The following is a 23,985-nucleotide window of genomic DNA, read 5'->3' as shown; positions in this document are numbered from 1 at the left end:
CCGATGTTACGCCCCCGCGAGAGCCGCTTCCACGGCCTTGAGATCGAAGCCCTTGAGCCCGATCACGGTGAGGCGTCCGTCGCGCGACTCGCTCGCGCCCCAGGGCCGGTCGAAATGATGGCCGACGCGCCGGCCGACGCCCTGCACCACGAGCCGCATCGGCTTGCCCGGCACGGCGGTGAAGCCCTTGAGCCGCAGCACGCCCTCGGCCTCGGCGGCCCTGGCGACGCGCGCCGTGAGCTCCTCGGGGGACAAGCCGGCCGGCAGCGGCACGGCGACCGAGTCGAAATCGTCATGGTCGTGATCGTGCTCGCCCTCGCCATGATGCGAGGGGCGGGCGGCGAGGTCGCTTTCGGCCGCGGCACCGAGGCCGACGATCAGCGCCGGCTCGACCTTGCCATGGGCGGTCTCGACGATCTTGATTGCCTTGGGCAGATGCTCGGCAATCTCGGCCTTGACCCGCGCCCGGCCGGCCTCGTCGATGAGGTCGCTCTTGTTGAGCAGGATGAGATCCGCGCAGAGGATCTGGTCCTCGAACACCTCTTCCAGCGGGTTGTCGTGATCGACCGAGGCGTCGGCGGCCTTCTGCGCCGCGAGCGCCTCCGGATCATCGGCGAACTGGCCCTCGGCCACCGCCGGCCCGTCGACCACGGCGATGACGCCGTCGACCGTGACGCGCGAGCGGATCGCCGGCCAGTTGAAGGCGGTGACGAGCGGCTTCGGCAGGGCGAGGCCGGAGGTCTCGATCAGGATGTGCTCGGGCGGGTTCGGCCGATTCAGCAGCTTCTCCAGCGCCGGCACGAAATCGTCGGCGACGGTGCAGCAGATGCAGCCATTCGGCAGCTCGACCACGTCCTCGTCGCTGCAGCCGGCGATGCCGCAGCCCTTGAGGAATTCGCCGTCGAAGCCGAGATCGCCGAATTCGTTGACGAGCACGGCGAGCTTCTTGCCCTGCGCGTTTTCGAGGAGGTGGCGCACCAGCGTCGTCTTACCGGCGCCGAGGAAGCCGGTGATGATCGTGCAGGGTGTCTTGCCGAGATTGGCGGTCTGCGGAGCGTTCATGATGTCATCCTTGCTGGCGCGCCGGCAAAGGCGGCACGCGCGCGACCACGCCCTTGCGGAAGGACTGCGGTCGTTCTTTCCAGGGAACGATGCCGTTGGCGCTGGCGGCATAGGCCTCCGCCGCGCCGACGATCTCGTCGAGATGGGTGTCGGTGTCGAGATCGCCGATCAGATAGGTCCATTTCCCGTCGGCGCTGAGCGCGATGGTGCAGGGCCGCTTGCAGACGGCGAGGCATTCGACGGGCAGCACGGGGATCGTGCTGCCCTTGGCTGCGAGCTGCGCGGCGAGGCGTTCGGCCAGCGCCAGCCCCGGCTGGTCGTAACCATCGGGGAGGTCGGCGCGGGCCCGGCGGCAGGCCGTGCAGACATGGATGGTGAGGTCGCCCTCGGACATCTGGTTTGCCTTTCGCGCGGCGCCCGAAGGCGCCGCTATCCTCAGGCCGCAGCCGCGCGGCGGCTCATCCAGGGCCAGAGCGTCCCGACCATGAAGGCGGTGACCAGCCAGAGCGCGGCCTGGATGCCGAGCGACAACGAGGTGAAATGCGCCGCGAGCTCGGCCGGCACCTTGCTCTCCGGCGTCGGCGCATGCGGAGCCCCGACGAGATGCGGCAGCAGGATCACGACGACGGCCAGGAGCTTGAGCCAGGGCGCCTCGTAGCGCAGGAACAGGAACAGCCCGATCGCGGTGGCGATGGTGGTCGCGAGCCACCAGAGCTGGCGCGCCTGCAGGGCGGCCGAGGCGGCTCCCGGCAGTTCCGGCGCGAGCCCCATTCCCGGCGCGAGGCCGAAGGCGAGGAAGCCGCAGGCACCCCAGATCAGCGCGCGGCGCGGGTCGATGCTGTCGCCGGCTGCGATCATGCCGGCCAGCAGCAGCGCCGCGAAGCCGATCGCGGTTCCGATGGTGGCGGCGCTGGTGAAGAGCATGCGCTGAGTGCCGTCCTGCGGCTTCCATTCGTCATGCTCCGCCCCTTCGGCGTGATCGGCGCCGCCATGGACGAGGATGATGCGGGCTTCGCCCTGCGCGAAGGCGAGATGCGCTCTCGCTCCGTCGCGCATGGCGTTTTCATAGGTTTCCGCCTTGAGGATCAGCGGGGTGGTGGTGACATGCTGAAGGGCGGCGATGATTAGCCCAGCCAGGAGCCCGGCCAGGATGCTGACCGTGAGAACACGCGTGACCATGATGGCTTTCCCTCAGTGGCAGGGAAAGGCGAGGCCGTGGCGGGTGTCGTGCGCGGCGTTGTGGACATTCGTCGAGGCCGCGAAACCGGTCGTATAGACCAATGCGATTCCGACGATGAGGGCGGCGGCGACTGCCTTCGCCCGCTCCGAGACGCTGATCTGCGAGGTGGAAACCGAAACGGTATTCATGACTGTTCTCCGTAGCCGCCCCGCCGGCAGCCGGTTGGATCGTTGCGGGTCGACGGCAGGTCTCCTGGCTCGCGGATTTGGCGCCCTTGTGCCGCCTTCCCGGAGCGTGCGCTCCAGTGGCCGATGGCGAAGGACATCCGCTTACAGTTGCGGGGGCAGCCGCGGTCTCGCACCGCGTTCCCTTTTCACCTCCTCGCGGAGGCACCGTCAGCGACGATCATTAGCCTTCGGCGGACTGCTGTGCAATGCAGGAACGGTCCGACACATACACGCTGTCATCCCGGCCGGAGCGCAGCGAAGAGCCGGGATCCATGCCTGAACCTTCTTCGGAAGCGCTCCGGCATGGATCCCGGGTCTCCCTTCGGTCGCCGGGGATGACGCCGAACGAACGCGAAGCCGCCGATGCAGCCCGCCGAAATCCCCCATCTCACCCTCGTCCTCGGCGGCGCCCGCTCCGGCAAGAGCCGCCATGCCGAGGCGCTGATCGAGGCCCAGCCGGCGCCCTGGACCTATATCGCCACCGCGCAGGCCTATGACGACGAGATGCGCGATCGGATCGCCGAGCATCGCGCCCGCCGGCCCGCCGGCTGGCAGACGGTCGATGCACCGCTCGATCTGGCCGAGGCCATCGCCGCCCAGCCGGCGGGCCGTCCGATCCTGGTCGACTGCCTGACGCTGTGGCTGACCAACCTCATCCTCGCCGAGCGTGACACGGCCGCCGCCCGCGAAGCCCTCATCGCCGCCTGCGAGCGCGCCTCCGCCCCGCTCGTGCTGGTCGGCAACGAGGTCGGCCTCGGCATCGTGCCGGAGAACGCGCTCGCCCGCCGCTTCCGCGACGAGGCCGGACGGCTGCATCAGGCGCTTGCGGCGCGCGCAGCCAGCGTGGTCTTCATGGTCGCCGGATTGCCGATGCGCGTGAAATGATGCGGATGAAAAGATGACCGACAGCGAAGACGCCGCCCGCCACAAGGCGAAGATGGAGAAGCGCAAGGCGGTGCAGGACGCCGAGGTCGCTTCCAAGACGCAGGAAAAAGGACTGCTCATCGTCAATACCGGCCCCGGCAAGGGCAAGTCCACGGCGGCCTTCGGCCTGATCTTGCGGGCGCTCGGCCATGGCTGGCACATCGGCGTGGTGCAGTTCATCAAGGGCGCCTGGTCGACCGGCGAGCGCCGGGCGCTCGAAGCCTTCGGCGATCAAGTGAGCTGGCACAGCATGGGCGAGGGCTTCACCTGGGAGACGCAGGACAAAGCCCGCGACATCGCCGCCGCCGAGCGCGCCTTCGCCAAGGTCAGGGAGTTGATGGCCGATCCCGAGATCAGATTGCTGGTGCTCGACGAGCTCAACATCGCCCTGCGTTACGACTATCTGCCGCTCGCCGAGGTGGTCGAGGTGCTCCGCGCCCGCCGCCCCGACCTCCACATCGTCGTCACCGGCCGCAACGCCAAGCCAGAGCTGATCGAGGCGGCCGACCTCGTCACCGAGATGACGCTGGTGAAGCACCACTTCGCCGCCGGGGTGAAGGCGCAGGAAGGCATCGAGTTCTAAGGTTGCCTCGCAGGTTGGCACGGGAAGCCGGAAGCGTCGTCTTTCTGGGACGTGACTTCGGAGGTCCCGGTCGAGGCGCGAGGATCCCTCTCCTGGAAGGAGAGGGCAGGGCGAGGTGTGGGTGGTCGGACCAGTTCCGTGAGGGCTCCCGGCGGGTCGGGTTCAAGCCGACGTTTTCGCTCGGAACACCTTACCCCTACTCCTCTCCTTTCCAGGAGAGGAGTTCCCGAGCCCCTTGACGAGGGCGGCATTCGCTCTCAAATTGAATCTGAATTCAAGTTCAATTCGGAGCCCGCATGGCCGACGGAACGCCAAAGCAACCGCGCAAGGCCGGGAAGCGGGAGGCGATCCTCTCTGCCGCGCGCGGGATCGTCTCCGAAATCGGCTTCCACGAGACCTCGATCGCCGCGGTGGCCTCCGCCAGCGGCGTCTCGACCGGCAGCGTCTATTCCTATTTCTCCTCCAAGGCCGAGCTGATGGCCGAGATCGTCGCTATCGTCTCGACGCGCGAGCTCGCCGTGCTGCGCGAGATCGCCGCGAGCGATGCTCCCGTCACCGAGCGCCTGACCGCCGCGGTCGAGGCTTTCGCCCGGCGCGCCTTCGCCAATCGCCGCCTAGCCTGGTCGATGATCGCCGAGCCTGCCGACCCGGCGGTCGACGCGACACGGCTTGACTATCGCCGCGAGATCGCCGGCATTTTTCGCGCGCTCGTCGTCGAAGGCGGGAGACAGGGCGTCTTCCGTACCGTCGATTCGGATGCCGCCGCCGCGATGATCGTCGGCGGCTTCATGGAGGCGCTGATCGGCCCGCTCTCGCCGGAACGCTCGATCAGCCCCGAGCGTGGCCGCGAGATTGCGGCTGCGCTCGCCGATCTCTCCCTCGCCGCGCTGATCTCCCGTGAAGGACAGGCCGCATGACCACGCTCGATGCTTACGGCTACGACACCCATGAGGTGCTGAACCAGGCACCCGCGCTGGCGGATTATGACGCCTATGCCGCCGACCCGGCGCTTGGGCGCATTCTCGATGCCTTCGGCGCGGGCTGGTTCCGCGAGCAGGCGGGCGTGGTCGGTGGCCATGTCGGGTCGCAAGCGGTGCAGGACCTGGCGCGGCAGGCCAATCGCAGCCTGCCGGAATTGCGCACGCATGATCGCTGGGGCCGCCGCGTGGATCAGATCGAGTTCCATCCGGCCTGGCACGAATTGATGGGGCTCGCCATGCGCGACGAGTTCCATTCCTTGTGCTGGACCAAGCCGCGCCAAGGCGCGCAGGTGGCGCGTGCCGCCGTCTCCTATCTCTGGAACCAGGGCGAGAACGGCATCTGCTGCCCGCTCGGCATGACCTATTCGGCGATTCCCGTGCTGCGGCGCGATTCCGCGCGCTGGGCCGAGTTCGGCCAGCTGGTCACCTCGTCGGAGTACGACCCGCGCCCCCTGCCGGCCACGCAGAAGCGCGGCGGCACGGTCGGCATGGCGATGACCGAGAAGCAGGGCGGCTCGGATCTCCGCCAGACCCAGACGGTCGCGACGCGCAATGCCGATGGAACGTATTCCCTCACCGGCCATAAATGGTTCTTCTCCGTCCCGCATTCCGACGTGTTCCTGACGCTCGCGCGGACGGAGGAGGGGGTCTCCTGCTTCGTCGTGCCGGGCTGGCTGCCGGATGGCTCGCGCAACCGGCTGCAGATCCAGCGGCTCAAGGACAAGTGCGGCAACAAGTCGAATGCCTCCTCCGAGGTCGAATTCCGCGGCGTCCTCGCCCACCTCATCGGGGAGCCCGGTCACGGCATCCGCGCCGGGCTGGAGATGAACCACTATACCCGCCTCGATTTCGCCGTCGGCTCGGCCGGGTTGATGCGCCATGCGGTGGCGCAAGCCGCGCATCACACGGCCCATCGCCGCGCCTTCCAGAAGGCACTGATCCACCAGCCGATCATGGCGAATGTGATCGCCGATCTCGCTCTGGAGGCCGAGGCCTCCGCCTGGCTCGCCTTCCGCTTCGTCCATGCGCTCGATCGCGAAGGCGAGAGCGAGGCCGAGAAGCTGCTCGGCCGCATCGGCGCGCCGATCGCGAAATACTGGAATTGCAGGCGCGTCACGCCGGTCGTCGCCGAGGCGCTGGAATGCCATGGCGGCAACGGCTTCATCGAGGACCATCTGATGGCGCGGCTCTATCGCGAGGCGCCGCTCAACGGCATCTGGGAAGGCACGGGCAATGTCGTCTGCCTCGACGTGCTCCGCTCGATCCGCCGCTATCCCGATTGCGTGCCGGCCCTGCTCGACGAATTGCGCGCCGCCCGCGGCAACGATCCGCGCTACGACGCCTTCCTCGCCGAGCTTGAGACCGATCTCGTCGACGTGCTCAGGCACGAGCATCTGGCGCGACGCTTCGTCGAGCGGATGGCGCTGGCCCTGTCGGCCTCGCTCTTGATCCGCCACGCGCCGCACGGGGTCGCCGACGCCTTCGTCGCCTCGCGGCTGGCCGGCGGCTGGTCGGGACATTTCGGCTCGCTGCCGCAGGGCGTCGATCTGCAGGCGATCGCGGGGAGAGCCGTGCCCGTTCCCAACTAGGCGGTCACAGGATGGCTGTTGCCGCGAGCAGCGCTGCAAGCACCCAGAGCAGGCCGCAGGAGCGCCGATAGAGTGTAAGCGCTCGCCTGATATCGGCCGCATTCGCTTCGGCCCGGCCATCGCCCATCCAGTGATCCTCGACGCGGGTCTCGCCATAGACGCGCGGCCCGGCGAGGCGCAGGCCCAGCGCTCCCGCCATGGCCGCCTCCGGCCAGCCGGCATTGGGCGAGCGGTGCTTGCCCGCGTCGCGCCGCACGGCCCCCCAGGCATTGCGGGCATCGGCTGTCCGGTCGAGAGCGGTGGAGGCGACCAGCAGCAGCGCCGTCAGCCGCGAAGCGGGCAGGTTGACGAGATCGTCGAGCCGGGCTGCCGCCCAGCCGAAGGCGAGATGGCGCGGCGTGCGATGGCCGATCATCGAATCGGCGGTGTTGATCGCCTTGTAGGCGGCGATGCCCGGCAATCCGCCCGCGCCGAGCCAGAAAGCCGGCGCGACGATGCCGTCGGAAAAATTCTCGGCGAGGCTCTCGATGGCGGCGCGCGACACGCCTGCCTCGTCCAGCGTCTGCGGATTGCGCCCGACGATCATCGCGACGGCTCGACGGCCGCCGTCCAGCCCCTCGCGCTCCAGCCCTTCGGCAACACGAGCGACATGTTCGTGGAGGCTGCGCTGGGCGATGAGCGTCGAGGCGAGGAGCGCGAGCGGGATCAGGCCGAGCAGTCCGAAGGAGAGGCACAGGCGCTGGGCCAGTGCGGACAAGGCGATGATGACGGCGAGCAGCAGGGCCAGCGCCAGCGCGCCCATGGCCTTGCGTGTGACGAAGGAGGCGGCCTCGCGGTTCAGCACTCGATCAAGCATGCCGATCCATCGTCCGATCCAGGTGACGGGATGGCCGATTGCGGCATAGAAGCGCGAGGGATAGCCGAAGGCCGCCTCGATCGCGAGGGCAAGCACGAGCAGCGGCAGGCTGGCGGAGAGGTTCATGCGGAGCGCGGGCGCGATTGGGGCTGGAGACTTGGCTGAGGACGGCATCTGGCATGGCGGTGATCTCGCCACGGCTCGCGCGCTCTTTCCGGATGCGCCCGGGCCCTGGATCGATCTCTCCACCGGGATCAATCCGATCCCCTATCCGCTTCCGGAGCTGCCGTTAAGCCTGTGGACGCGCCTGCCGGGCGCCGATGACGAGGCCGCGCTCCTCGCTGCGGCCCGCGCCGCCTATCGGGTGCCGGGCGATGCCGGTATCGTCGCCGCGCCCGGCACGCAGATCCTGATCGAATTGCTGCCCCGTCTGGCGCCGGCGGGTCCAGTCGCCATCCTCGGTCCGACCTATGCCGAGCATGCCCATGCCTGGCGCAAGGCAGGCTATGTCGTCACCGAAGCGGCAAGGCCCGAAGAGGCGGCGGCGACCCTCGTCGTGGTCAATCCCAACAACCCTGACGGGCGGCTGCTCTCGCGGGCGGAAATCGCGGAGCTTGCGGCGCGCTGCGCTGCCCGCGGCGGCCTGCTCGTCGTCGACGAAGCCTTCGCCGATTTCACGCCGGAGACCAGCATCCTGCCGGATCTGCCGGCCGGTGTGGTGGTGCTGCGCTCCTTCGGCAAGACCTATGGCTTGGCCGGTCTGCGCCTCGGCTTCGCCATTGGTGCGCCCGATCTGATGGCACGGCTCGCGGCGGCGCTCGGACCCTGGTCGGTCGCCGGCCCGGCTCTGCATCTCGGCGCGCGGGCCTTGGCGGATGCCGCCTGGCTCGCCGATGCCGGTGAAGCGCGGGCGCGGGATGCTGCGCGCCTCGATGCCTTGTTGACGCCGCACGGCCGCGTCGTCGGCGGCACGAGCCTGTTCCGTTTGCTCGAAACGCCGGCAGCACCGGCACTCTTCGCCCGCCTCGGCCGCCACGGAATCTATGTTCGCCGCTTCCAGAATGCGCCGGATCGTTTGCGCTTCGGTCTGCCGGGCGATGACGCTGCTTGGTCGCGCTTGCAGCAGGCGCTGGCCGCCGATGTCCGGCAGGCATCGCCGTCAGCGTGAAGCTTGCATGCGATGGGCGCGGGGACAGCAGCCGGCGCGCCGTCTAACGTCGCCCAAAATGCGGATTCGGGAGGAACGGAACAGATGACGTTGTTGCCAGCGGAGAGCGAGCTGACGATCGGCTTCGCCCACGCCGCCTATCAGTTGCAGGACGAGTTCCTGACGCGCGGACGCGGCGCGAAGCATTTCGAGGTGCGCACCCTCGACGATCTGCGCGAGCGGGCGCCGGAAGCCGATGTCCTGGTCGTCTCGGGCCTCTGGCGCAACGACCTCCTGCCGCGCCTGCCGAAACTGCGTTTCATCCAGTCGGTGAGTGCCGGCACCGACCAGTTCGACAAGGCGGCGCTGGCGGCGGCCGGGGTCCGGCTCGCGAGCGCCCAGGGCAGCAATGAGCGCGCCGTCGCCGAGCATGCAATCTCGCTGATCCTGGCTCTGGCGCGCCAGATCCATTTCGCCCGCGACAACCAGATGGCGCAGCGCTGGCGCCCGATGATCGGCGACCGCGCCCGGCGCGAGGACGAGCTCGGCGGCAAGACGCTGGTGATCGTCGGCCTCGGCCGGATCGGCCTGAGACTCGCGAAGCTGGCCTGCGCCTTCGACATGCGCGTCATCGGCGTGCGCCGCAATCCGGAGGCGCATCCGCATGTCCATGCGATCGTCAAGCCCGACCGCCTCGCCGAGGTCGTGGCGGAGGCCGATTTCGTCGCCCTGACCTGCCCGCTCACCCCCGAGACCGAGGGGCTGATCGACGCCCGCATCCTCGGTGCGATGAAGCCTTCGGCCTTCCTCATCAATGTCGCGCGCGGCAAGGTCGTCGACGAGGCGGCCCTGCTCGGCGCGCTGGCGGGCGGCCAGATCGCCGGCGCCGGGCTCGACTGCTTCCATGAGGAGCCCCTGCCGGCCGCCTCGCCCTTCTGGCGCCTGCCGCAGGTGATCGTCACCCCCCACAGCGCCGGCGAGACGCGGCTCTACGAGCGCAATGTCGTCGACATGCTCCTCGACAATCTCGACAGGCTGGCGCGCGGCGAGCAGAGCCTGCGCAACCAGGTCGTCTAGGGAGGATCGCGGCGTGCCGCCGCATCTCTTCCGGCCGGGCGGGCCGGCGCTGATCCCCGCGCTCGGCGTCACCCAGATCTTTGGCTATGGCGCGCTCTATTACGCCTTCACCGTGCTCGCGCCGCGCATCAGCGCCGAATTCGGCTGGGCGCCGGAATGGACCTTCGGCGGTTTCGCCGTCGGCCTGCTGCTGGGCGGCGCGGTCGCGCCGGTGACGGGGAGCCTGATCGACCGCTACGGCACCCGGCTGGTGATGACGCTGGGTTCTGTCCTGGCTGGGCTTTCTCTGATGGCGCTCGCCGAGGTGCGCGGCATCGTCAGCTATGTCGCGGCGATGGTGGTGCTCCAGGCGGTCACGACCGCGGTGTTCTACGACGCCGCCTTCACGGCGCTGAGTCAGGCGCGTGGCGACCGGGCGCGCCGCGCGATCAGCCAGCTCACCCTGATCGCCGGCTTCGCCTCGACCCTGTTCTGGCCTCTGACCAGCACCCTGCTCGCCATCCTCGACTGGCGCGGCGTCTACCGGCTCTACGGCCTGTCGCAGCTCGTCATCTGCGCGCCGCTGCATCTCGCCTTCCTGCCCGGCCGGGTCCGCCGTGCGGCCGCCCAGCCTGCGGCGATCCCGGACAATGCCGGCGCGATCGCGGCGCCGGCCTATCTCGGGGGCGAGGCGCGCCGTCGCGCTTTCCTGCTGCTGGCGCTCGCCTTCTCGCTGCAGGGCTTCGTCGTCTCCGCCATGGCCGTGCATCTGCTGGCGCTGCTGCGCGGTTTCGGGCTCAGCGCGGCCGTGGCGGTGGGCATCGGCACGATGCTCGGGCCGTCCCAGGTTGCGGGGCGCCTCGTTGAGATGCTGTTCGGGAAGGCCGTGCCGCCGGTGACCACCGCCTGGGTCTCGGCCTGCCTGATGCCGCTCGGCCTCGCGCTCCTGTTGATCGGGGGCGCATTGCCGGCGGTCGCCGGCCTCTTCGCGGTCGCCTTCGGCATCAGCATGGGGCTGGGCTCGATCGTGCGCGGCACGGTGCCGCTCCAGCTTTTCGGGCCGGTCGGCTTCGGTGCGACGATGGGCAAGCTCGCGGCGCCCGGCCTCGTCATCAAGGCGGCAGCGCCACTCGTCTTCGCCGTCGCGCTGGAACGCGGCGGCGTCACGGTCTCGACGCTGGTGCTGATCGTGCTGTCCGCCCTGGCGGCGGCGGCCCTCTTCGTGCTCGCCCGCAGCCGTGCGGCGTAAACCTTCAGGCCAGCATGGTGCGCCACCACCGGCGCGCGGCGTCGCGCGTCCGCATGGCGAAGCCATAGGCCGAGGTTTCCCTGACCCAGCCGAGCATGGTGTCGCGCACCCGCACCACCTGCGCCATGATCCAGGCGAACCAGCGATAGCTCAGCAGCTTCTCGCGCCCGGCCTCATAGATGCGCTCGACCAGGACGAAGCTCATCAGATGCGCGAAGGCGGTCACGACGAGCCCGGGCCAGAACTGTCCGCGCGCGAACAGCAGCAGGCCGAAAATCTTCAGCGGTTCGGCGATCGCGAAGGGGATCGCCAGCGCCAGCAGCACGAGCGGGCGCGGCAGGGCGGCGACTTTCTCCTCCAGCTTTTGCACGACGCGCAAATCGGCAAGCCGGCGGATCAGTGGTCGGTAGAGCGGCCGCAGCAGCTCGTCGAGGACGATGAAGACGACGAGGATCGCGCGCAGCACCGCGAGCAGCCCGCGCTTGAGCGGGCCGCGCTTCGGCGCGGGCGGAGGCGAAAACGGATCGGACATCGCAGCCGGATTCATAAGCCTGAATTGATGGCGTTTCAAAGCCTGCGGCGCGGCGCATCCGGGACATGCCCCGCTCAGCGGCGCGCATCCTCCTTGAGCATCGCCGCGCCCTTCTCGGCGATCATCATGGTCGGGTTGGCGGTGTTGCCCGAGGTGATGGCCGGCATCACCGAGGCATCGATGACGCGCAGCCCGCTCACGCCGCGCACCTTGAGCCTTTCGTCCAGCACGGCGAGGGGATCGTCGGCGCGGCCCATCTTCGCCGTGCCGACGGGATGGAAGATCGTCGTGCCGAGCTTGCCGGCGGCCTCCAGCAGCGCCGCGTCGGAATCGGCGGCCGCGCCCGGCAGATATTCCTCCGGCCGGAAGCGGGCGAGCGGCGCCTGCGCCACGATCCGCCGCGTCAGCTTCAGCGCATCGATTGCGACCTGCCGATCCTCCTCCGTATCGAGATAGTTCGGGGAAATGACCGGTCCGTCATAGGGATCGGCCGAACGCAGATGCACGCTGCCCCGGCTCGACGGCCTGAGATTGCAGACGCTCGCCGTGAAGGCGTCGAAGGGATGCAGGCCCGATCCCCAGCTATCCAGCGACAGCGGCTGGAAATGATATTGCAGATTCGCCGTCGCGTAGTCCGGCGAGGATTTGGCGAAGGCGCCGACCTGCGAGGGCGCCATGGTCAGGGGGCCGGTGCGCAGCGCCGCCCATTCCAGCGCCATCAGCGGCCGGCGCCAGAGCCTCGCATAGTCGCTGTTCAGCGTCTTGACGCCATGGACCTTGTAGACCGGCCGGATCTGCAGATGGTCCTGCAGGTTCGCGCCGACGCCGGGCGCATCGACCCGCGTCTCGATCCCGAGCGACTGGAGATGGGCGCCGCCGCCGATGCCGGAGCGCTCGAGCAGGAGCGGGGAGGCGACGGCGCCGGCCGACAGCACCACCTCGCCGCGCACCTCCACCCTGAGCTTCTCCGCGCTCGGCGTGCCCGCGCCATGGGTGAATTCGACGGCGGTCGCGCGGCCCTCCTCGAAGACGATGCGCTCGACATGCACCCGCGTCTCCAGCCGCAGATTGCTGCGGTCACGCTGGTCGAGCAGCGGCTTCAGAAAGGCGTTGAAGGCGCTCAGCCGCCGTCCGCGCCGCTGGTTCACCTGGAAATAGGAGGAGCCTTCATTGTCGCCGGTGTTGAAATCCGGGATCTTGGCGATGCCGGCCGCCTCGGCCGCGTCGCGGATGGCGTCGAGAATCGCCCAGCGCACCCGCGGATGCTCGACGCGCCATTCCCCGCCGGCCCTGTGCAGCCCGCCGGGCGGCGGCGCGATATGGTCCTCATGTCTGAGGAAATAGGGCAGCACATCGTCCCAGCCCCAGCCTGTGAGGCCGCGCTGCCGCCAGCCATCGTAATCGGCCGCCTGGCCGCGCATATAGACCATGGCGTTGATCGCCGACGAGCCGCCGACGACCTTGCCGCGCGGATAGGCCAGCACCCGGCCGCCGAGCCCCGCTTGCGGCTCGGTCTGGAACATCCAGTCGGCGCGCGGATCGCCGATGGCGAAGAGATAGCCGACCGGAATGTGGAACCAGATCCAGTCATCCTTGCCGCCGGCCTCCAGCACCATGACTTTCTGTTTCGGGTCGGCCGCCAGCCGGTTGGCGACGACGCAGCCGGCCGAGCCCGCACCGATGACGACATAGTCGAAAGTGCCGATCAGGCGGCGGTCGGTCGAAGGCGTATCGGGCATGGCGTTTCCAAGAATCCGGCTGCGAGCCTGCCTGTTCGCCGGCAGTGGATGTGCAATCTGACATAGGTCGGAACGCCGTGTCAGCGCGTGCTTGTGCACATCCATGCTGCTTCTCTGCGGCGCCCCGGACCCTGAGGGCGGATCGCGTTCCGCCGGGCTGGACGCGCGTTAACGGTCTCGCTCTGCCTGCAGAACCCACCGCTGCAGACTTGTCATCGCCGCGACGATGTGGCCGAAGATGAGATGGCCGGCGTTCGCATGCATCCGTTTCGCGACGGGAAGCAAGGCGTGGCCCTGGCGTCGAAGCTCCCGCTGCCGTTGATCCGAGAATGAGCGCCATGACTGAGATCCTGCCGGATGCGGCGGCGAAGAAACTGCTGCAGGGCGTGTCGGACCGCAGCTTCCGGGTCGGGATCATCGGGCTGGGCTATGTCGGCGTCCCGCTCGCCCTGGCCGCTCTCCGTGCCGGATTCCAGGTGCTCGGCTTCGATATCAACTCCGCCCGCGTCTCCGAGCTCAACGAGGGCAGGACCGGCATCAAGCATATTCAGGCCGACGATCTTGCGGGGGCAGCGAAGGCGGGGCGCTTTCTCGCCACGGATGATTTTTCGCAGCTGGACGAGCCCGATGGCCTCATCATCTGTGTGCCGACGCCCCTCACGCGCCACCGCGAGCCGGATCTGAGCTTCATTGTCCGGACCGCGGAAGCGATAGCGCGACGTTTGCGGAAGGGGCAGTTCATCGCGCTGGAGTCCACGACCTACCCAGGGACCACCGAGGAAGTCCTCAAGCCGATCCTCGAACGTACCGGCTTGAAAAGCGGGACGGATTTCTACCTGGCCTTCTCGCCCGAGCGGGAAGATCCGGGCAATCAGCGCTTTGGCACCGCTTCGATCCCAAAGGTCGTCGGTGGCGACGGCCCTGAGGCGCTCGCGATAGCGCAGGCCTTGTACGGCGAACTCGTCGTTCAGACCGTGCCGGTCTCGTCGACCTCAGTGGCCGAAGCCGTCAAGCTGACAGAGAATATCTTCCGTTCGGTCAATATCGCCCTCGTCAACGAGCTGAAGTCGATCTATGCGGCGATGGGCATCGATATCTGGGAGGTTATCGACGCGGCCAAGACCAAGCCATTCGGCTTCATGCCGTTTTATCCTGGGCCCGGACTGGGGGGGCACTGCATCCCGATCGATCCCTTCTATCTCTCTTGGAAAGCACGGGAATACGGAATCACCGCGCGCTTCATAGAGCTGGCCGGCGAAATCAACACGGCGATGCCGCATCTGGTTGTTGAACGGCTGGCGCAGGGTTTGGATCGGCATTTTGCGCGCGGATTGAATGGGGCGCGGATTCTTGTCATCGGCGCCGCCTACAAGAAGAACGTCGACGACATGCGCGAAAGCCCGTCACTGCGCCTGATCGAGCTGATCGAGCAACGCGGCGCCCAGGCGTCCTACCACGACCCGCATGTTCCCATCATCCCGCATACGCGGGAGCATGGCAGCCTGGCCGGGCGTCGCTCCATCGCGCTGGCTTCCGGGACGATCGGCAGTTTTGATGCAGTGCTCATCGCGACCGATCATGATGCGGTCGACTATAGGAGACTCGTTGCGGAGGCGCGCCTCGTCGTCGACACGCGCAATGCCTGTGAACGCAACGGCGCGCTCGCGGACAATGTCATCAAGGCGTGACGTCCTGATGCCGTTCGACCGGTCCGGGACAGGATTGTTATCCCTCCGGCCTCTTGCCACCAGGCCCGGCGAGTTGCGATGAGAGGAGCTGCGATGTCTTTTCATGAGTGCCGCCGTTGAATCACAGCCTGTCGTTGAACCGTGTCGTCGTGACGGGAGCCGCGGGCTTTATCGGCCTTCATGTCGCGGAGGCGCTGCTGGAGCGTGGCGTCGAGGTCATGGGCGTCGATGCGCTCGTCCCCTACTATGACCCGGCGTTGAAGCAGGCGCGCCTCGCCCGGCTGCTGGGCCGCAACGGCTTTTCCTTCGAGCAGATCGACATCGCCGATCATGACGCCTTCGATGCTGCGATCGGTGCATTCCGCCCCGATGCGATCATCCATCTGGCGGCGCAGGCGGGTGTCCGCTACTCGCTTGAAAATCCGCGCGCCTATGCCAGCGCCAATCTCGACGGTTTTCTCTCGGTGCTGGAGGCGAGCCGCCGGCATGCCGTCGGCCATCTCGTCTATGCCTCCTCGAGTTCCGTCTATGGCGCGAATGCGAAGGTGCCGTTCAGCGAGCATGACGGCGCCGACCATCCGGTTTCCCTTTACGCCGCGACCAAGCGGGCGAACGAGCTGATGGCGCATTCCTATGCCCATCTCTACGGGATTCCGATGACGGGGCTGCGGTTCTTCACGGTCTACGGGCCCTGGGGCAGGCCGGACATGGCGTATTTCAAATTCACCAAGGCGATCCTCGAGGGCAGACCGATCGACGTCTATGCCGAAGCGCAGATGAGCCGCGACTTCACCTATGTCGATGATATCTGCGAAGCGATCGTGCGCCTTGCCGCGCAGCCCGCGGCGGCGAACCCGGCTTTCGACCCCGGGCGCCCCGATCCGGCGACATCCACGGCGCCATGGCGCATCTACAACATCGGCAACCACACCCCGGTGGCGCTCTCGCACTTCATCGACGTGGTTGAAGCCGCCTGCGGGCGCAAGGCGATCAGGCGCCACCTGCCCGCGCAGCCCGGCGACGTGCCGGCGACCTATGCCGACGTGGCCGATTTGGCCGCCGCGGTCGATTTCCGGCCGGATACGCCGATCGAGGTCGGCATTCCCCGCTTCGTCGCCTGGTTTCGCGATTTCTACCGCGTCTGAGCCGGGAGGCGGGCCCAGTTCGAGCCGCATCGCGTCGCGCGAATCGAAGGCAGCCACTGCTGGCATCTGACCGCGTCGCGGCAGCCATGACCGGGGCCGCCTTGCTCCGCACAGGCCGTCTGCGCGATAAGCGATGTGCCGCGTCTTCGGTGTCCGAGCCCAACGGAGTCTCGATGAGTTTCGCGAATATCCACGAGCACGGCCTGGTTCGCCTCGCCTGCGCCGCGCCGCGGCTGAAGGTGGCGGATCCGGCTTTCAACGTCGCGGAGACGGTGAAGCTGCTGCGCCGGGCCGATGAAGGCGGCGCCTCGCTCTGCCTGTTCCCGGAGCTCGGCATCAGCGCCTATGCTATCGACGACCTCCTGCAGCAGAACGCGCTGCTCGACGCGGTGAGCGCGGCGCTGGCGCGACTCGTCGAGGAGAGCCGCAGCCTGCGTTGCGTCGCGGTCGTTGGCGCGCCGCTGCGGGTCGAGGGGCGGCTGTTCAATTGCGCCGTCGCGATCCATCGCGGCCGCATCCTCGCCGTGGTGCCGAAGACCTATCTGCCGAACTATCGCGAATTCTACGAGCGCCGCCAGTTCGCTTCGGGCGAGCGGGCAGGGGCCCTCTATATCGACCTCTGCGGCCAGGAGGTGCCTTTCGGCACGGATCTCCTGCTGGCGGCGAGCGATGTCCCGGACTTCATCGTCCATATGGAGATCTGCGAGGATGTCTGGACGCCGATCCCGCCCTCGTCCTTCGGCGCGCTCGCCGGCGCGACCGTGCTGCTGAACCTCTCGGCCAGCAACGTCACCATCGGCAAATCCGACTGGCGCCATGCCCTGTGCAAGGCCCATTCGGGGCGCTGCATCGCGGCCTATGCCTATTCCGCCGCCGGCACGGGCGAGTCGACCACCGATCTCGCCTGGGACGGGCAGGCGATGATCTACGAGAACGGCGCGCTGCTGGCCGAAGCCGAGCGCTTCGCCGCCGAGCCGGAGCTTATCCTCGCCGATATCGACCTCGAGCGGCTGGCGATGGACCGCATTCGCCAGAACACCTTTGGCGACAGCATCGACGTTCACCGCGAGAAGCTCGCCTTCCGCCGCATCGACTTCGCGCTGGAACCGGACCGGGAGAGCGATCTCGGCCTTGCCCGCGCCGTGGAACGCTTTCCCTTCGTGCCGAGCGACGATGCGCGGCTGAGCGAGCTCTGCTTCGAGGCCTACAACATCCAGTCGCATGGCCTGCGCAAGCGGCTGGAAAGCACGCGGATCGACAAGGTGGTGATCGGCGTCTCCGGCGGCCTCGACTCGACGCAGGCGCTGATCGTCGCGGCCCATACCTTTGATGCGCTCGGGCTGCCGCGCGAGAACATCCTCGCCTATACGCTGCCGGCTTTCGCCACCAGCCAGGGCACCAAGGACAATGCCTGGCGCCTGATGCGGTCGCTCGGCGTCAGCGCCGAGGAAATCGACATGACGCCGGCCTGCCGGCAGATGCTGGTCGATATCGGCCACCCCTTCGCCGCGGGCGAGCCCGTCTACGATATTACGTTTGAAAATGTGCAGGCCGGGGCGCGCACTTCCGTGCTCTTCCGCCTCGCCAACCGGCACAATGCGCTGGTGATGGGCACCGGCGATTTGTCGGAGCTGGCGCTCGGCTGGTGCACCTATGGCGTCGGCGATCAGATGTCGCATTACAACGTCAACGGCTCGGTGCCGAAGACGCTGATTCAGCATCTGATCCGCTGGGTGGCGCAGTCCGGCCGCTTCGGCGCGGAGGCTTCGGATGTGATGCTCGACATCCTCGCCACCGAGATCTCGCCCGAGCTGGTGCCCGGTGATGGCGACAAGCCGGCGCAGAAGACCGAGGATTTCGTCGGCCCCTATGCGCTGCAGGATTTCAACCTGTTCTACACGACGCGCTACGGCTTCAGGCCCAGCAAGATCGCCTTCCTTGCCGAACATGCCTGGCGCGATGCCGCCAAGGGCGCCTGGCCGCCCAATATGGAGGAAGGCAAGCGCGTCGCCTACGACCTGCCGGTGATCAAGCGCTGGCTCGGCGTCTTCATCCGGCGCTTCTTCGAGACGAGCCAGTTCAAGCGCTCGGCCATGCCGAACGGCCCGAAGGTCTCGTCAGGCGGCTCGCTCTCGCCGCGCGGCGACTGGCGTGCGCCGAGCGATGCTTCGGCGGCGCCGTGGCTGGCCGATTGGGCGCGCATCCCGGACTGAGCGAAGCAGCGGCGATCGGAGCGGATCGCCCGACCGCCCTTGGTTCGGTGGTGGGGCGCTCAGCTGACGCCGAGCACCCGGATGAGGCCGAGGCTGACTGCCGCCAATGCAAGCAGGGAAAGGGTGACGGCGGCGGTGACCCGCCCGCCGGCTCTGGCAACGACGCGGATATCGACCCCGAGACCCAGGGCCGCCATCGAGACGATGGTGAGGATGGTCGCGGTCGTGGCGATGGGCGCAAGCGCGACTTCCGGGATGAAGCCATGCGTACGCAACGCCGCCATCCCCAGGAAGGCGATGATGAACCACGGCACGAGTTTATTGAAGGCCACGCGTTGCGACGCCGGCTTGACGCCGCCTGTGCCGGTCGCGCTGACATCGTCCCGCAGCCTGTGGCCCAGGATGGAGAGCGCGAGCACGACGGGCCCCAGCATGAGGACGCGGACGAGCTTGACGAGAGTCCCGATCTGCACGCTGGCGGCCGCGACCGGAGCGGTGGCGGCAAGGACCTGGGGGACGGCGTAGACCGTCAACCCGGCGAGAACGCCGTATTGGGTCTCGGACAGGCTCAGGAGCGGGACGAGAAGGGGCAGGCCGAGCACGACCAGAACGCCCAGCACCGCGGTGAAGGCGATGGAGGCGGCCACATCCTTGCCGTCAGCGCCGATGACCGGCGCGACGGCGGCGATGGCCGAGTTGCCGCAGATCGAATTGCCGCAGGCGACGAGGACGGCCATGCGCTTCGGCAGCCCCAGCGCCCGGCCGAGCACGAAGCTGACGACGAGCGCGACCGACACCACCGCCGCGATGCCGGCAATCAAGGCAGGTCCGGCGGCGATGATCATCGCGACATTCAAGGACGCGCCGAGCAGCACGATGGCGATTTCCAGAACGGTCTTCGCCGAGAAGGCGATGCCCGCGCGCCACATTTCGGAGGGCGTCCAGACCGTGCGGACAGCGGTGCCGATCAGGATGGCCAGCACCAGGGCTTCAAGCCAGGCGCGGCCCGTGGCGAAGGCCTCGAGATGCTCCAGCGCGAAGGCGATCGCGCTGATGCCGGCGCAGAGCCCCAGGCCGGGCAGGATTCGCCCCAGGCCCCTCAGCGCTGAAGGGGAGGGCGCGGGCAACGGAGTGACGGAGCGCATATCGGCCATGGGAGAACCTTCTTCTCCGCGGACCTAATCGGAGAAGAATTATGCTGTCTATCGCATTGTTGCGATCATTCCGTTTCATCGGGCCGAACGATTGGCCCGCTTGCGCGTGTTTGCGGAGCCGATGCAGGGCGCTTCGGCAACACCTTCCGATTGGCGTGACCGAGCCATTCTGGCAAATTCAGCTTTCACAATGTTCGCCCGGGGGCAGAAGCCACAGGGAGTTCGTCATGAATCGCTTGCGCTTGACGCTCGAAGCCATCATCGCAAATTCCCGTTGGTTCCTGGCGCCCTTTCTCCTTGGCCTGATCCTCACCCTCGCGGCGCTGCTCTTCAATTTCGCGCTGAAGCTGTTCGATTTTTTCACGAGCGCCCGGATGTCCGATCCGTCCGAAATCATTGTCGGCAGCTTGAAGCTCGTCGACATTGCCTTGACGGCAAATCTGATCGTCATCGTGATCTGCTCGAGCTACGAGAATTTCTTGGCGCCGATCGACGTCCAGCAACGCCCGGCCTGGCCAACCAGCCTGGCAAATGTGGGGTTTTCGGGTCTGAAGCAAAGGCTGCTTGCATCCATCGTCGCCATCGCGGCGGTGAACGTTCTGGAGTGGTTCCTGGATATCGAGAACAGCGCGGATAGTACGAAGCTCGGATGGCTCATCGCCATCATGTTGGGCTTTGCGCTGACGATGCTGCTCATGGCGATCGCGGATCGCGTCGGAGAGGCTGAGCCGCCAAAGCATTAGGGCCAATCGAGGACCGCTGAAGCAGCGGCCACACCCCAACAAAAAACCCGCGGCTCGCGCCGCGGGCTGATCGTCTCGATCTTGGAAGGGCTCAGGCCGCGATCGCGGCCGGGTCCTTCTTCTCCCATTCCTCGCCCCAGATCATCACGGCATGGCCGGGCGAGACCTCGCGGTACTGGCGCACCGGCGGCTCGTAGTCGGGGGCGCGGACCGGGCTCTTGATCTCGTCGTTCGAGACCGGGCGCTTGATCAGGCGCCGGGCCGGATCGGCGACCGGCACGGCGGCCAGCAGGCGCTTGGTGTAGGGGTGCTGCGGGTTCTCGAAGATTGAGACGCGCGGGCCGATCTCGACGATCTCGCCGAGATACATCACCGCCACGCGATGGCTGACGCGCTCCACCACCGCCATGTCGTGCGAGATGAAGAGATAGCCCAGCCCCATGCGCGCCTGCAGGTCGAGCATCAGGTTGACCACCTGCGCCTTCACCGAGACGTCGAGCGCCGAGACCGCTTCGTCGGCCACGATCAGGCGCGGCTCGACCGCGAGCGCGCGGGCGATGCAGATGCGCTGGCGCTGGCCGCCCGAGAACTCGTGCGGGAAGCGGTTGGCCATGTCGGGCGAGAGGCCGACGCGCTTGAGCAGGTCCGCCACCTTGTCGCGCGCCTCCGAGCGGCTGGCAAGGTTGTTGATCAGCAGCGGCTCGGCGATCGCGGTCCCGACATTCATGCGCGGATTGAGCGAGGCGAAGGGGTCCTGGAAGATCATCTGCATGCGCTTGCGCTGCTCGCGCAGGTCATGCTGGTTGAGCTTCAGCACGTCGACGCCGTCGAGCAGCACAGAGCCGGTGAGCGGCTCGATCAGGCGCATCACCGAGCGGCCGGTGGTCGACTTGCCGCAGCCGGATTCGCCGACCAGCGCCAGCGTCTCGCCGGCCTTCAGGCTGAAGGAGACGTTCTCGACCGCATGCACCCGGCCCTTGACCGAGGAGAGCAGGCCGCCGCGGATCTCGAAGCGGGTGGTGAGGCCGGCGACTTCGAGGACGGGACGCTCGGCCGCCTGGACGGTGTCGGGCGTCTCGGTCGGCACGTCGGATTCGCCGGTGGCGCGGTCGACGACCGGGAAGCGCATCGGCCGGGCCTTGCCGATCATCGAGCCGAGCTTCGGCACGGCCGAAAGCAGCGACTTGGTGTAGGGCTTCTGCGGCCGGGCGAAGATGTCCTCGGTCGGGCCGGTCTCGATCTCGTCGCCATTGTACATGACGACGGTGCGGTCGGCGATCTCGGCGACGACGCCCATGTCGTGGGTGATGAAGAGGACGGACATGCCCTCCTCGTCCTGCAGCGTCTTGATCAGCTCCAGGATCTGCGCCTGGATGGTCACGTCGAGCGCGGTCGTCGGCTCGTCGGCGATCAGCAGCTTGGGCTTGCAGGCCAGCGCCATCGCGATCATCACGCGCTGGCGCATGCCGCCCGAGAAGCGGTGCGGATATTCGTGGAAGCGCGACTTCGCGGCGGGGATGCGGACCTTCTCCAGCAGGCGGATCGTCTCGGCCTCGGCCTCGGAGCGCGACAGGCCGCGATGCAGGATCAGCGCCTCGGCGATCTGGAAGCCGATGGTCAGCACCGGGTTCAGCGAGGTCATCGGCTCCTGGAAGATCATCGCGATCTCGTTGCCGCGGATATGGCGCATATCCGCGTCGGGCAGCGTCAGAAGCTCCTTGCCGTTGAGCTTGATCGAGCCTTCGATCTTGCTCGAGCCGGGCGGGGTCAGCCGCATGATCGAGAGCGCGGTGACGCTCTTGCCGGAGCCGGACTCGCCGACGACCGCCAGGGTCTCCTTCGGCTTGATGTCGAAGGAGATGTTGCGGACGACCGACTTCCACTGTCCCTCCACGCGGAAGGAGGTGGTCAGGTTGGAAACGGAGAGGATCGGGGAGGTCATGTCAGGTCCTTCTCTGGATCAGATCACGCGGCGCGGGTCGAGTGCGTCACGCAGGCCGTCGCCGATGAAGTTGATCGACAACACGGTGAGGAAGATCGCGGCACCGGGGAACAACGCCCAGTGCGGCGCGGAATCGAGATGGTCCTTGGCGTCGAACAGCAGGCGCCCCCAGGTCGGGATGTCCGGCGGGAAGCCCAGCCCGAGGAAGGAGAGCGTCGATTCGGCGATGATCGCCGCGGAGACCTCGATCGTCGCCGCGACGATGACGGGCCCGAGCGCGTTGGGCAGGATATGGGCGAACATCTGCCTGAGCTTGGTCGCGCCCTGGGCGCGAGCCGCCTCGACGAATTCCTTCTCGCGCAGCGACAGGAACTGCGCCCGCACCAGCCGGGCGACGGGCATCCAGCGCAGGCCGCCGATGACGACGACGATCAGCACGAAGACGCCGCCCTCGACGCCGAAGAGCGCCTTGAGCTGCTCGCGGAAGAGATAGATCACGAGCAGCAGCAGGGGCAGCTGCGGCAGGGACAGGAACAGGTCCGTCACCCACATCAGAACGGGGTCGGCGACCTTGCGCGACATGCCGGCGAGCGCGCCGATGATCACGCCGACGAAGGTCGCCACCACCATGGCCGCGAGACCGACGGAGAGCGAGATGCGCCCGCCATACATCATGCGCGCCAGGATATCCTGGCCGAGATCGTCGGTCCCGAGCGGGTGGGCGAAGGACGGTCCCTGCAATTGCGCCGTGAAGTCGATGTCGTTGATCGCGACCGGCCACAGCCAGGGCCCGACGACCACGCCGAGAATCAGGAAGCCGAGGATGAAGCTGCTGACCACGGCGAGGCGGTGGCGCTTGAAGCGCCGCCAGGTCTCGCGCCCCGGCGAAACCGCCGCCGTGGTGGCGCGCGCCGCCACGGCCGGTTCAGCTGAAGGAGATGCGAGGGTCGAGCCAGCCATAAAGAACATCCGCAATGAGGTTGAACAGGACCACCAGGCAGGCGAACACGAAGGTCACGGCCATGATGACTGGGGTGTCGTTGGCGAGGATTGCGTCGATCAGCAGCGAGCCGATGCCCGGCACGCGAAAGATCTGCTCGGTCACGAGCGCGCCGCCGAACACGGCGGGCATCTGCAGCGCGACCAGCGTCACCACCGGGATCAGCGCGTTGCGCGTGATGTGGCGCAGCGTGACCTTGCGCTCGCTGAGGCCCTTGGCGCGGGCCGTGGTGACATAGTCGAGCCGGATCACATCGAGCACCGAGGAACGCACATAGCGCGTATAGGACGCTGCCTGGAACAGGCCGAGCACGGTGATCGGCATGATCGCCTGGCGGAACATCTCCCAATACCAGCGCCAGCCGGTCGCGGCGATGTCGGAGCGGTAGACGAAGGGAAACCAGTCGAGCGTCACCGAGAACAGCAGGATGAAGAGCAGGCCGGTGAAGAAGGTCGGCAGCGAGAAGCCGATGAAGGCCAGCGTGTTGGCGATCTGGTCGAAGACGGAATAGGGCCGCGTCGCGGCGTAGATGCCGACGGGCAGCGCGACGCACAGCGCCAGGATCTGCGAGGAGCCGACGACGAACAGCGTGGTCGGCAGGCGCTGCAGGATGAGCTGGTCGACATTGATGCGGCTGGCGAAGGAGAAGCCCCAGTCGCCCTGGGCCATGGCGGAGAGCCAGCGCAGATAGCGCACGAAAATCGGGTCGTTGAGGCCGAAGCTGGCGCGGATGGCCTCGCGCACCTCAGGCGGCACGTTCGGATTCGTCGCCATCTCCGAGAAAGGATCGCCCGGCGCGAGCGCCAGGACCGTGAACAGGATCAGGCTGATGCCGAGCAGGCTTGGAATGGCGATAAGAAGCCGCCGTATCAGATATGTCGCCATGAAGTTTGTTTCTCTTTGCGTGCGCGGCCGGGCCGCGGACTGAACGCCGGTAGCAATCGGCAAGCCCTCCTGCACTTTTGGCACAGGAGGG

The 23,985-nt window shown here is 67.7% G+C and carries 22 protein-coding genes and 1 riboswitch; of the genes, 11 read left to right on the top strand and 11 right to left on the bottom strand.

The annotated features are described in order from the left end of the window. Window positions 1–6: 6 nt before the first annotated feature. Genes cobW through AB6806_RS15755 form a run of 4 tightly spaced genes read right to left on the bottom strand, consistent with a single transcriptional unit; the run spans window position 7 to window position 2,430 of the window. A complete protein-coding gene (gene cobW / locus AB6806_RS15770; RefSeq protein WP_142022296.1) occupies window positions 7–1,062 on the bottom strand; it encodes a cobalamin biosynthesis protein CobW in 1,056 nt (351 codons plus the stop codon). 4 nt (window positions 1,063–1,066) lie between these two features. After that, entirely contained in the window at window positions 1,067–1,456 is a 390-nt protein-coding gene (locus AB6806_RS15765) for a DUF1636 family protein (RefSeq protein ID WP_112765217.1), read from the bottom strand. A 41-nt stretch (window positions 1,457–1,497) separates the two neighbouring features. Beyond that, complete coding sequence (locus AB6806_RS15760) at window positions 1,498–2,241, bottom strand: CbtA family protein (RefSeq protein WP_142022295.1); 744 nt, start codon at window positions 2,239–2,241, stop codon at window positions 1,498–1,500. A gap of 12 nt (window positions 2,242–2,253) precedes the next feature. Next, complete coding sequence (locus AB6806_RS15755) at window positions 2,254–2,430, bottom strand: CbtB domain-containing protein (protein ID WP_142022294.1); 177 nt, start codon at window positions 2,428–2,430, stop codon at window positions 2,254–2,256. Window positions 2,431–2,467: 37 nt separating this feature from the next. Next, window positions 2,468–2,653, bottom strand: a riboswitch (cobalamin riboswitch). Window positions 2,654–2,832: 179 nt separating this feature from the next. Here AB6806_RS15755 and cobU point away from each other — a divergent pair. From cobU to AB6806_RS15735, 4 genes are all read left to right on the top strand, one after another. Continuing rightward, a complete protein-coding gene (cobU, locus tag AB6806_RS15750; RefSeq protein WP_142022293.1) occupies window positions 2,833–3,354 on the top strand; it encodes a bifunctional adenosylcobinamide kinase/adenosylcobinamide-phosphate guanylyltransferase in 522 nt (173 codons plus the stop codon). Between the two features lie 13 nt (window positions 3,355–3,367). After that, window positions 3,368–3,976: a cob(I)yrinic acid a,c-diamide adenosyltransferase gene (gene cobO, locus AB6806_RS15745; RefSeq protein ID WP_142022292.1), complete on the top strand. Its 609-nt coding sequence runs from the start codon at window positions 3,368–3,370 to the stop codon at window positions 3,974–3,976. Window positions 3,977–4,272: 296 nt separating this feature from the next. Beyond that, window positions 4,273–4,893, top strand: a complete 621-nt coding sequence (locus AB6806_RS15740) for a TetR/AcrR family transcriptional regulator (protein WP_133565908.1) — start codon at window positions 4,273–4,275, stop codon at window positions 4,891–4,893. Then, the gene (locus tag AB6806_RS15735; RefSeq protein WP_142022291.1) at window positions 4,890–6,545 is read left to right on the top strand and encodes an acyl-CoA dehydrogenase family protein; all 1,656 of its coding nucleotides are present in this window, start codon (window positions 4,890–4,892) and stop codon (window positions 6,543–6,545) included. Before AB6806_RS15740 ends, AB6806_RS15735 begins: the two co-directional genes overlap by 4 nt. 4 nt (window positions 6,546–6,549) lie before the next feature. On the opposite strand, the gene cbiB is transcribed toward AB6806_RS15735, so the two are convergent. Beyond that, the gene (gene cbiB / locus AB6806_RS15730) at window positions 6,550–7,527 is read right to left on the bottom strand and encodes an adenosylcobinamide-phosphate synthase CbiB (RefSeq protein WP_142022290.1); all 978 of its coding nucleotides are present in this window, start codon (window positions 7,525–7,527) and stop codon (window positions 6,550–6,552) included. Here cbiB and cobD point away from each other — a divergent pair. The 3 genes from cobD (at window position 7,526) to AB6806_RS15715 (ending at window position 10,853) form a co-directional block, all read left to right on the top strand. Then, window positions 7,526–8,569, top strand: coding sequence for a threonine-phosphate decarboxylase CobD (gene cobD / locus AB6806_RS15725; RefSeq protein WP_370954900.1), 1,044 nt, complete (start codon window positions 7,526–7,528; stop codon window positions 8,567–8,569). The two genes, cbiB and cobD, sit on opposite strands and share 2 nt — an antisense overlap. A gap of 84 nt (window positions 8,570–8,653) precedes the next feature. Continuing rightward, a complete protein-coding gene (locus AB6806_RS15720) occupies window positions 8,654–9,625 on the top strand; it encodes a D-2-hydroxyacid dehydrogenase (protein WP_133566015.1) in 972 nt (323 codons plus the stop codon). A gap of 13 nt (window positions 9,626–9,638) precedes the next feature. Then, a complete protein-coding gene (locus AB6806_RS15715) occupies window positions 9,639–10,853 on the top strand; it encodes an MFS transporter (RefSeq protein WP_162720140.1) in 1,215 nt (404 codons plus the stop codon). A 4-nt stretch (window positions 10,854–10,857) separates the two neighbouring features. Here AB6806_RS15715 and AB6806_RS15710 read toward each other — a convergent pair whose 3' ends face one another. Continuing rightward, the gene (locus tag AB6806_RS15710; protein ID WP_162720139.1) at window positions 10,858–11,385 is read right to left on the bottom strand and encodes a hypothetical protein; all 528 of its coding nucleotides are present in this window, start codon (window positions 11,383–11,385) and stop codon (window positions 10,858–10,860) included. A gap of 74 nt (window positions 11,386–11,459) precedes the next feature. Next, a complete protein-coding gene (locus tag AB6806_RS15705; protein ID WP_370954899.1) occupies window positions 11,460–13,124 on the bottom strand; it encodes a GMC family oxidoreductase in 1,665 nt (554 codons plus the stop codon). Window positions 13,125–13,462: 338 nt separating this feature from the next. On the opposite strand from AB6806_RS15705, the gene AB6806_RS15700 reads away from it, so the two are divergent. The 3 genes from AB6806_RS15700 (at window position 13,463) to AB6806_RS15690 (ending at window position 18,170) form a co-directional block, all read left to right on the top strand. Next, window positions 13,463–14,812: a nucleotide sugar dehydrogenase gene (locus AB6806_RS15700; protein ID WP_370954898.1), complete on the top strand. Its 1,350-nt coding sequence runs from the start codon at window positions 13,463–13,465 to the stop codon at window positions 14,810–14,812. 128 nt (window positions 14,813–14,940) lie between these two features. Then, window positions 14,941–15,957 (top strand): NAD-dependent epimerase/dehydratase family protein, encoded by a 1,017-nt coding sequence (locus tag AB6806_RS15695; RefSeq protein ID WP_142022476.1) that lies wholly within the window; start codon window positions 14,941–14,943, stop codon window positions 15,955–15,957. Between the two features lie 173 nt (window positions 15,958–16,130). Beyond that, a complete protein-coding gene (locus tag AB6806_RS15690) occupies window positions 16,131–18,170 on the top strand; it encodes an NAD(+) synthase (RefSeq protein WP_142022284.1) in 2,040 nt (679 codons plus the stop codon). Between the two features lie 59 nt (window positions 18,171–18,229). Here the strand turns inward: AB6806_RS15690 and AB6806_RS15685 are convergent, their stop codons facing one another. Next, window positions 18,230–19,315: a YeiH family protein gene (locus AB6806_RS15685; protein ID WP_142022475.1), complete on the bottom strand. Its 1,086-nt coding sequence runs from the start codon at window positions 19,313–19,315 to the stop codon at window positions 18,230–18,232. A 236-nt stretch (window positions 19,316–19,551) separates the two neighbouring features. Here AB6806_RS15685 and AB6806_RS15680 point away from each other — a divergent pair, with 236 nt between their 5' ends. Further along, window positions 19,552–20,067, top strand: a complete 516-nt coding sequence (locus AB6806_RS15680; protein ID WP_051988187.1) for a YqhA family protein — start codon at window positions 19,552–19,554, stop codon at window positions 20,065–20,067. A 91-nt stretch (window positions 20,068–20,158) separates the two neighbouring features. On the opposite strand, the gene AB6806_RS15675 is transcribed toward AB6806_RS15680, so the two are convergent. Genes AB6806_RS15675 through AB6806_RS15665 form a run of 3 tightly spaced genes read right to left on the bottom strand, consistent with a single transcriptional unit; the run spans window position 20,159 to window position 23,894 of the window. Continuing rightward, entirely contained in the window at window positions 20,159–22,009 is a 1,851-nt protein-coding gene (locus tag AB6806_RS15675; protein WP_112763901.1) for an ABC transporter ATP-binding protein, read from the bottom strand. Window positions 22,010–22,027: 18 nt separating this feature from the next. Next, window positions 22,028–22,969, bottom strand: a complete 942-nt coding sequence (locus tag AB6806_RS15670) for an ABC transporter permease (protein ID WP_038364517.1) — start codon at window positions 22,967–22,969, stop codon at window positions 22,028–22,030. After that, the gene (locus AB6806_RS15665) at window positions 22,935–23,894 is read right to left on the bottom strand and encodes an ABC transporter permease (RefSeq protein WP_038364515.1); all 960 of its coding nucleotides are present in this window, start codon (window positions 23,892–23,894) and stop codon (window positions 22,935–22,937) included. The genes AB6806_RS15670 and AB6806_RS15665 overlap by 35 nt, the downstream gene beginning before the upstream one ends. Between the last annotated feature and the right edge of the window lie 91 nt (window positions 23,895–23,985).

The organism is Allobosea sp. RCC_152_1, assembly GCF_041360765.1.
Taxonomy (GTDB): domain Bacteria; phylum Pseudomonadota; class Alphaproteobacteria; order Rhizobiales; family Beijerinckiaceae; genus Allobosea; species Allobosea spartocytisi.
Note: the sequence above shows the minus strand (reverse complement) of the source record. Positions and strands in the feature narration are given on the sequence as shown.

Excerpts from the sequence above, each read along its gene's own strand:
- AB6806_RS15755 (WP_142022294.1), bottom strand. The coding sequence starts at position 2,430 with ATGAATACCGTTTCGGTTTCCACCTCGCAGATCAGCGTCTCGGAGCGG.
- cobO (WP_142022292.1), top strand. The coding sequence starts at position 3,368 with ATGACCGACAGCGAAGACGCCGCCCGCCACAAGGCGAAGATGGAGAAG.
- AB6806_RS15690 (WP_142022284.1), top strand. The coding sequence starts at position 16,131 with ATGAGTTTCGCGAATATCCACGAGCACGGCCTGGTTCGCCTCGCCTGC.
- cobD (WP_370954900.1), top strand. The coding sequence starts at position 7,526 with ATGCGGAGCGCGGGCGCGATTGGGGCTGGAGACTTGGCTGAGGACGGC.
- AB6806_RS15700 (WP_370954898.1), top strand. The coding sequence starts at position 13,463 with ATGACTGAGATCCTGCCGGATGCGGCGGCGAAGAAACTGCTGCAGGGC.
- AB6806_RS15735 (WP_142022291.1), top strand. The coding sequence starts at position 4,890 with ATGACCACGCTCGATGCTTACGGCTACGACACCCATGAGGTGCTGAAC.
- AB6806_RS15670 (WP_038364517.1), bottom strand. The coding sequence starts at position 22,969 with ATGGCTGGCTCGACCCTCGCATCTCCTTCAGCTGAACCGGCCGTGGCG.
- AB6806_RS15665 (WP_038364515.1), bottom strand. The coding sequence starts at position 23,894 with ATGGCGACATATCTGATACGGCGGCTTCTTATCGCCATTCCAAGCCTG.
- AB6806_RS15765 (WP_112765217.1), bottom strand. The coding sequence starts at position 1,456 with ATGTCCGAGGGCGACCTCACCATCCATGTCTGCACGGCCTGCCGCCGG.
- AB6806_RS15705 (WP_370954899.1), bottom strand. The coding sequence starts at position 13,124 with ATGCCCGATACGCCTTCGACCGACCGCCGCCTGATCGGCACTTTCGAC.
- AB6806_RS15740 (WP_133565908.1), top strand. The coding sequence starts at position 4,273 with ATGGCCGACGGAACGCCAAAGCAACCGCGCAAGGCCGGGAAGCGGGAG.
- AB6806_RS15685 (WP_142022475.1), bottom strand. The coding sequence starts at position 19,315 with ATGCGCTCCGTCACTCCGTTGCCCGCGCCCTCCCCTTCAGCGCTGAGG.
- AB6806_RS15675 (WP_112763901.1), bottom strand. The coding sequence starts at position 22,009 with ATGACCTCCCCGATCCTCTCCGTTTCCAACCTGACCACCTCCTTCCGC.
- AB6806_RS15710 (WP_162720139.1), bottom strand. The coding sequence starts at position 11,385 with ATGTCCGATCCGTTTTCGCCTCCGCCCGCGCCGAAGCGCGGCCCGCTC.
- cobW (WP_142022296.1), bottom strand. The coding sequence starts at position 1,062 with ATGAACGCTCCGCAGACCGCCAATCTCGGCAAGACACCCTGCACGATC.
- AB6806_RS15760 (WP_142022295.1), bottom strand. The coding sequence starts at position 2,241 with ATGGTCACGCGTGTTCTCACGGTCAGCATCCTGGCCGGGCTCCTGGCT.
- cbiB (WP_142022290.1), bottom strand. The coding sequence starts at position 7,527 with ATGAACCTCTCCGCCAGCCTGCCGCTGCTCGTGCTTGCCCTCGCGATC.
- AB6806_RS15720 (WP_133566015.1), top strand. The coding sequence starts at position 8,654 with ATGACGTTGTTGCCAGCGGAGAGCGAGCTGACGATCGGCTTCGCCCAC.
- cobU (WP_142022293.1), top strand. The coding sequence starts at position 2,833 with ATGCAGCCCGCCGAAATCCCCCATCTCACCCTCGTCCTCGGCGGCGCC.
- AB6806_RS15680 (WP_051988187.1), top strand. The coding sequence starts at position 19,552 with ATGAATCGCTTGCGCTTGACGCTCGAAGCCATCATCGCAAATTCCCGT.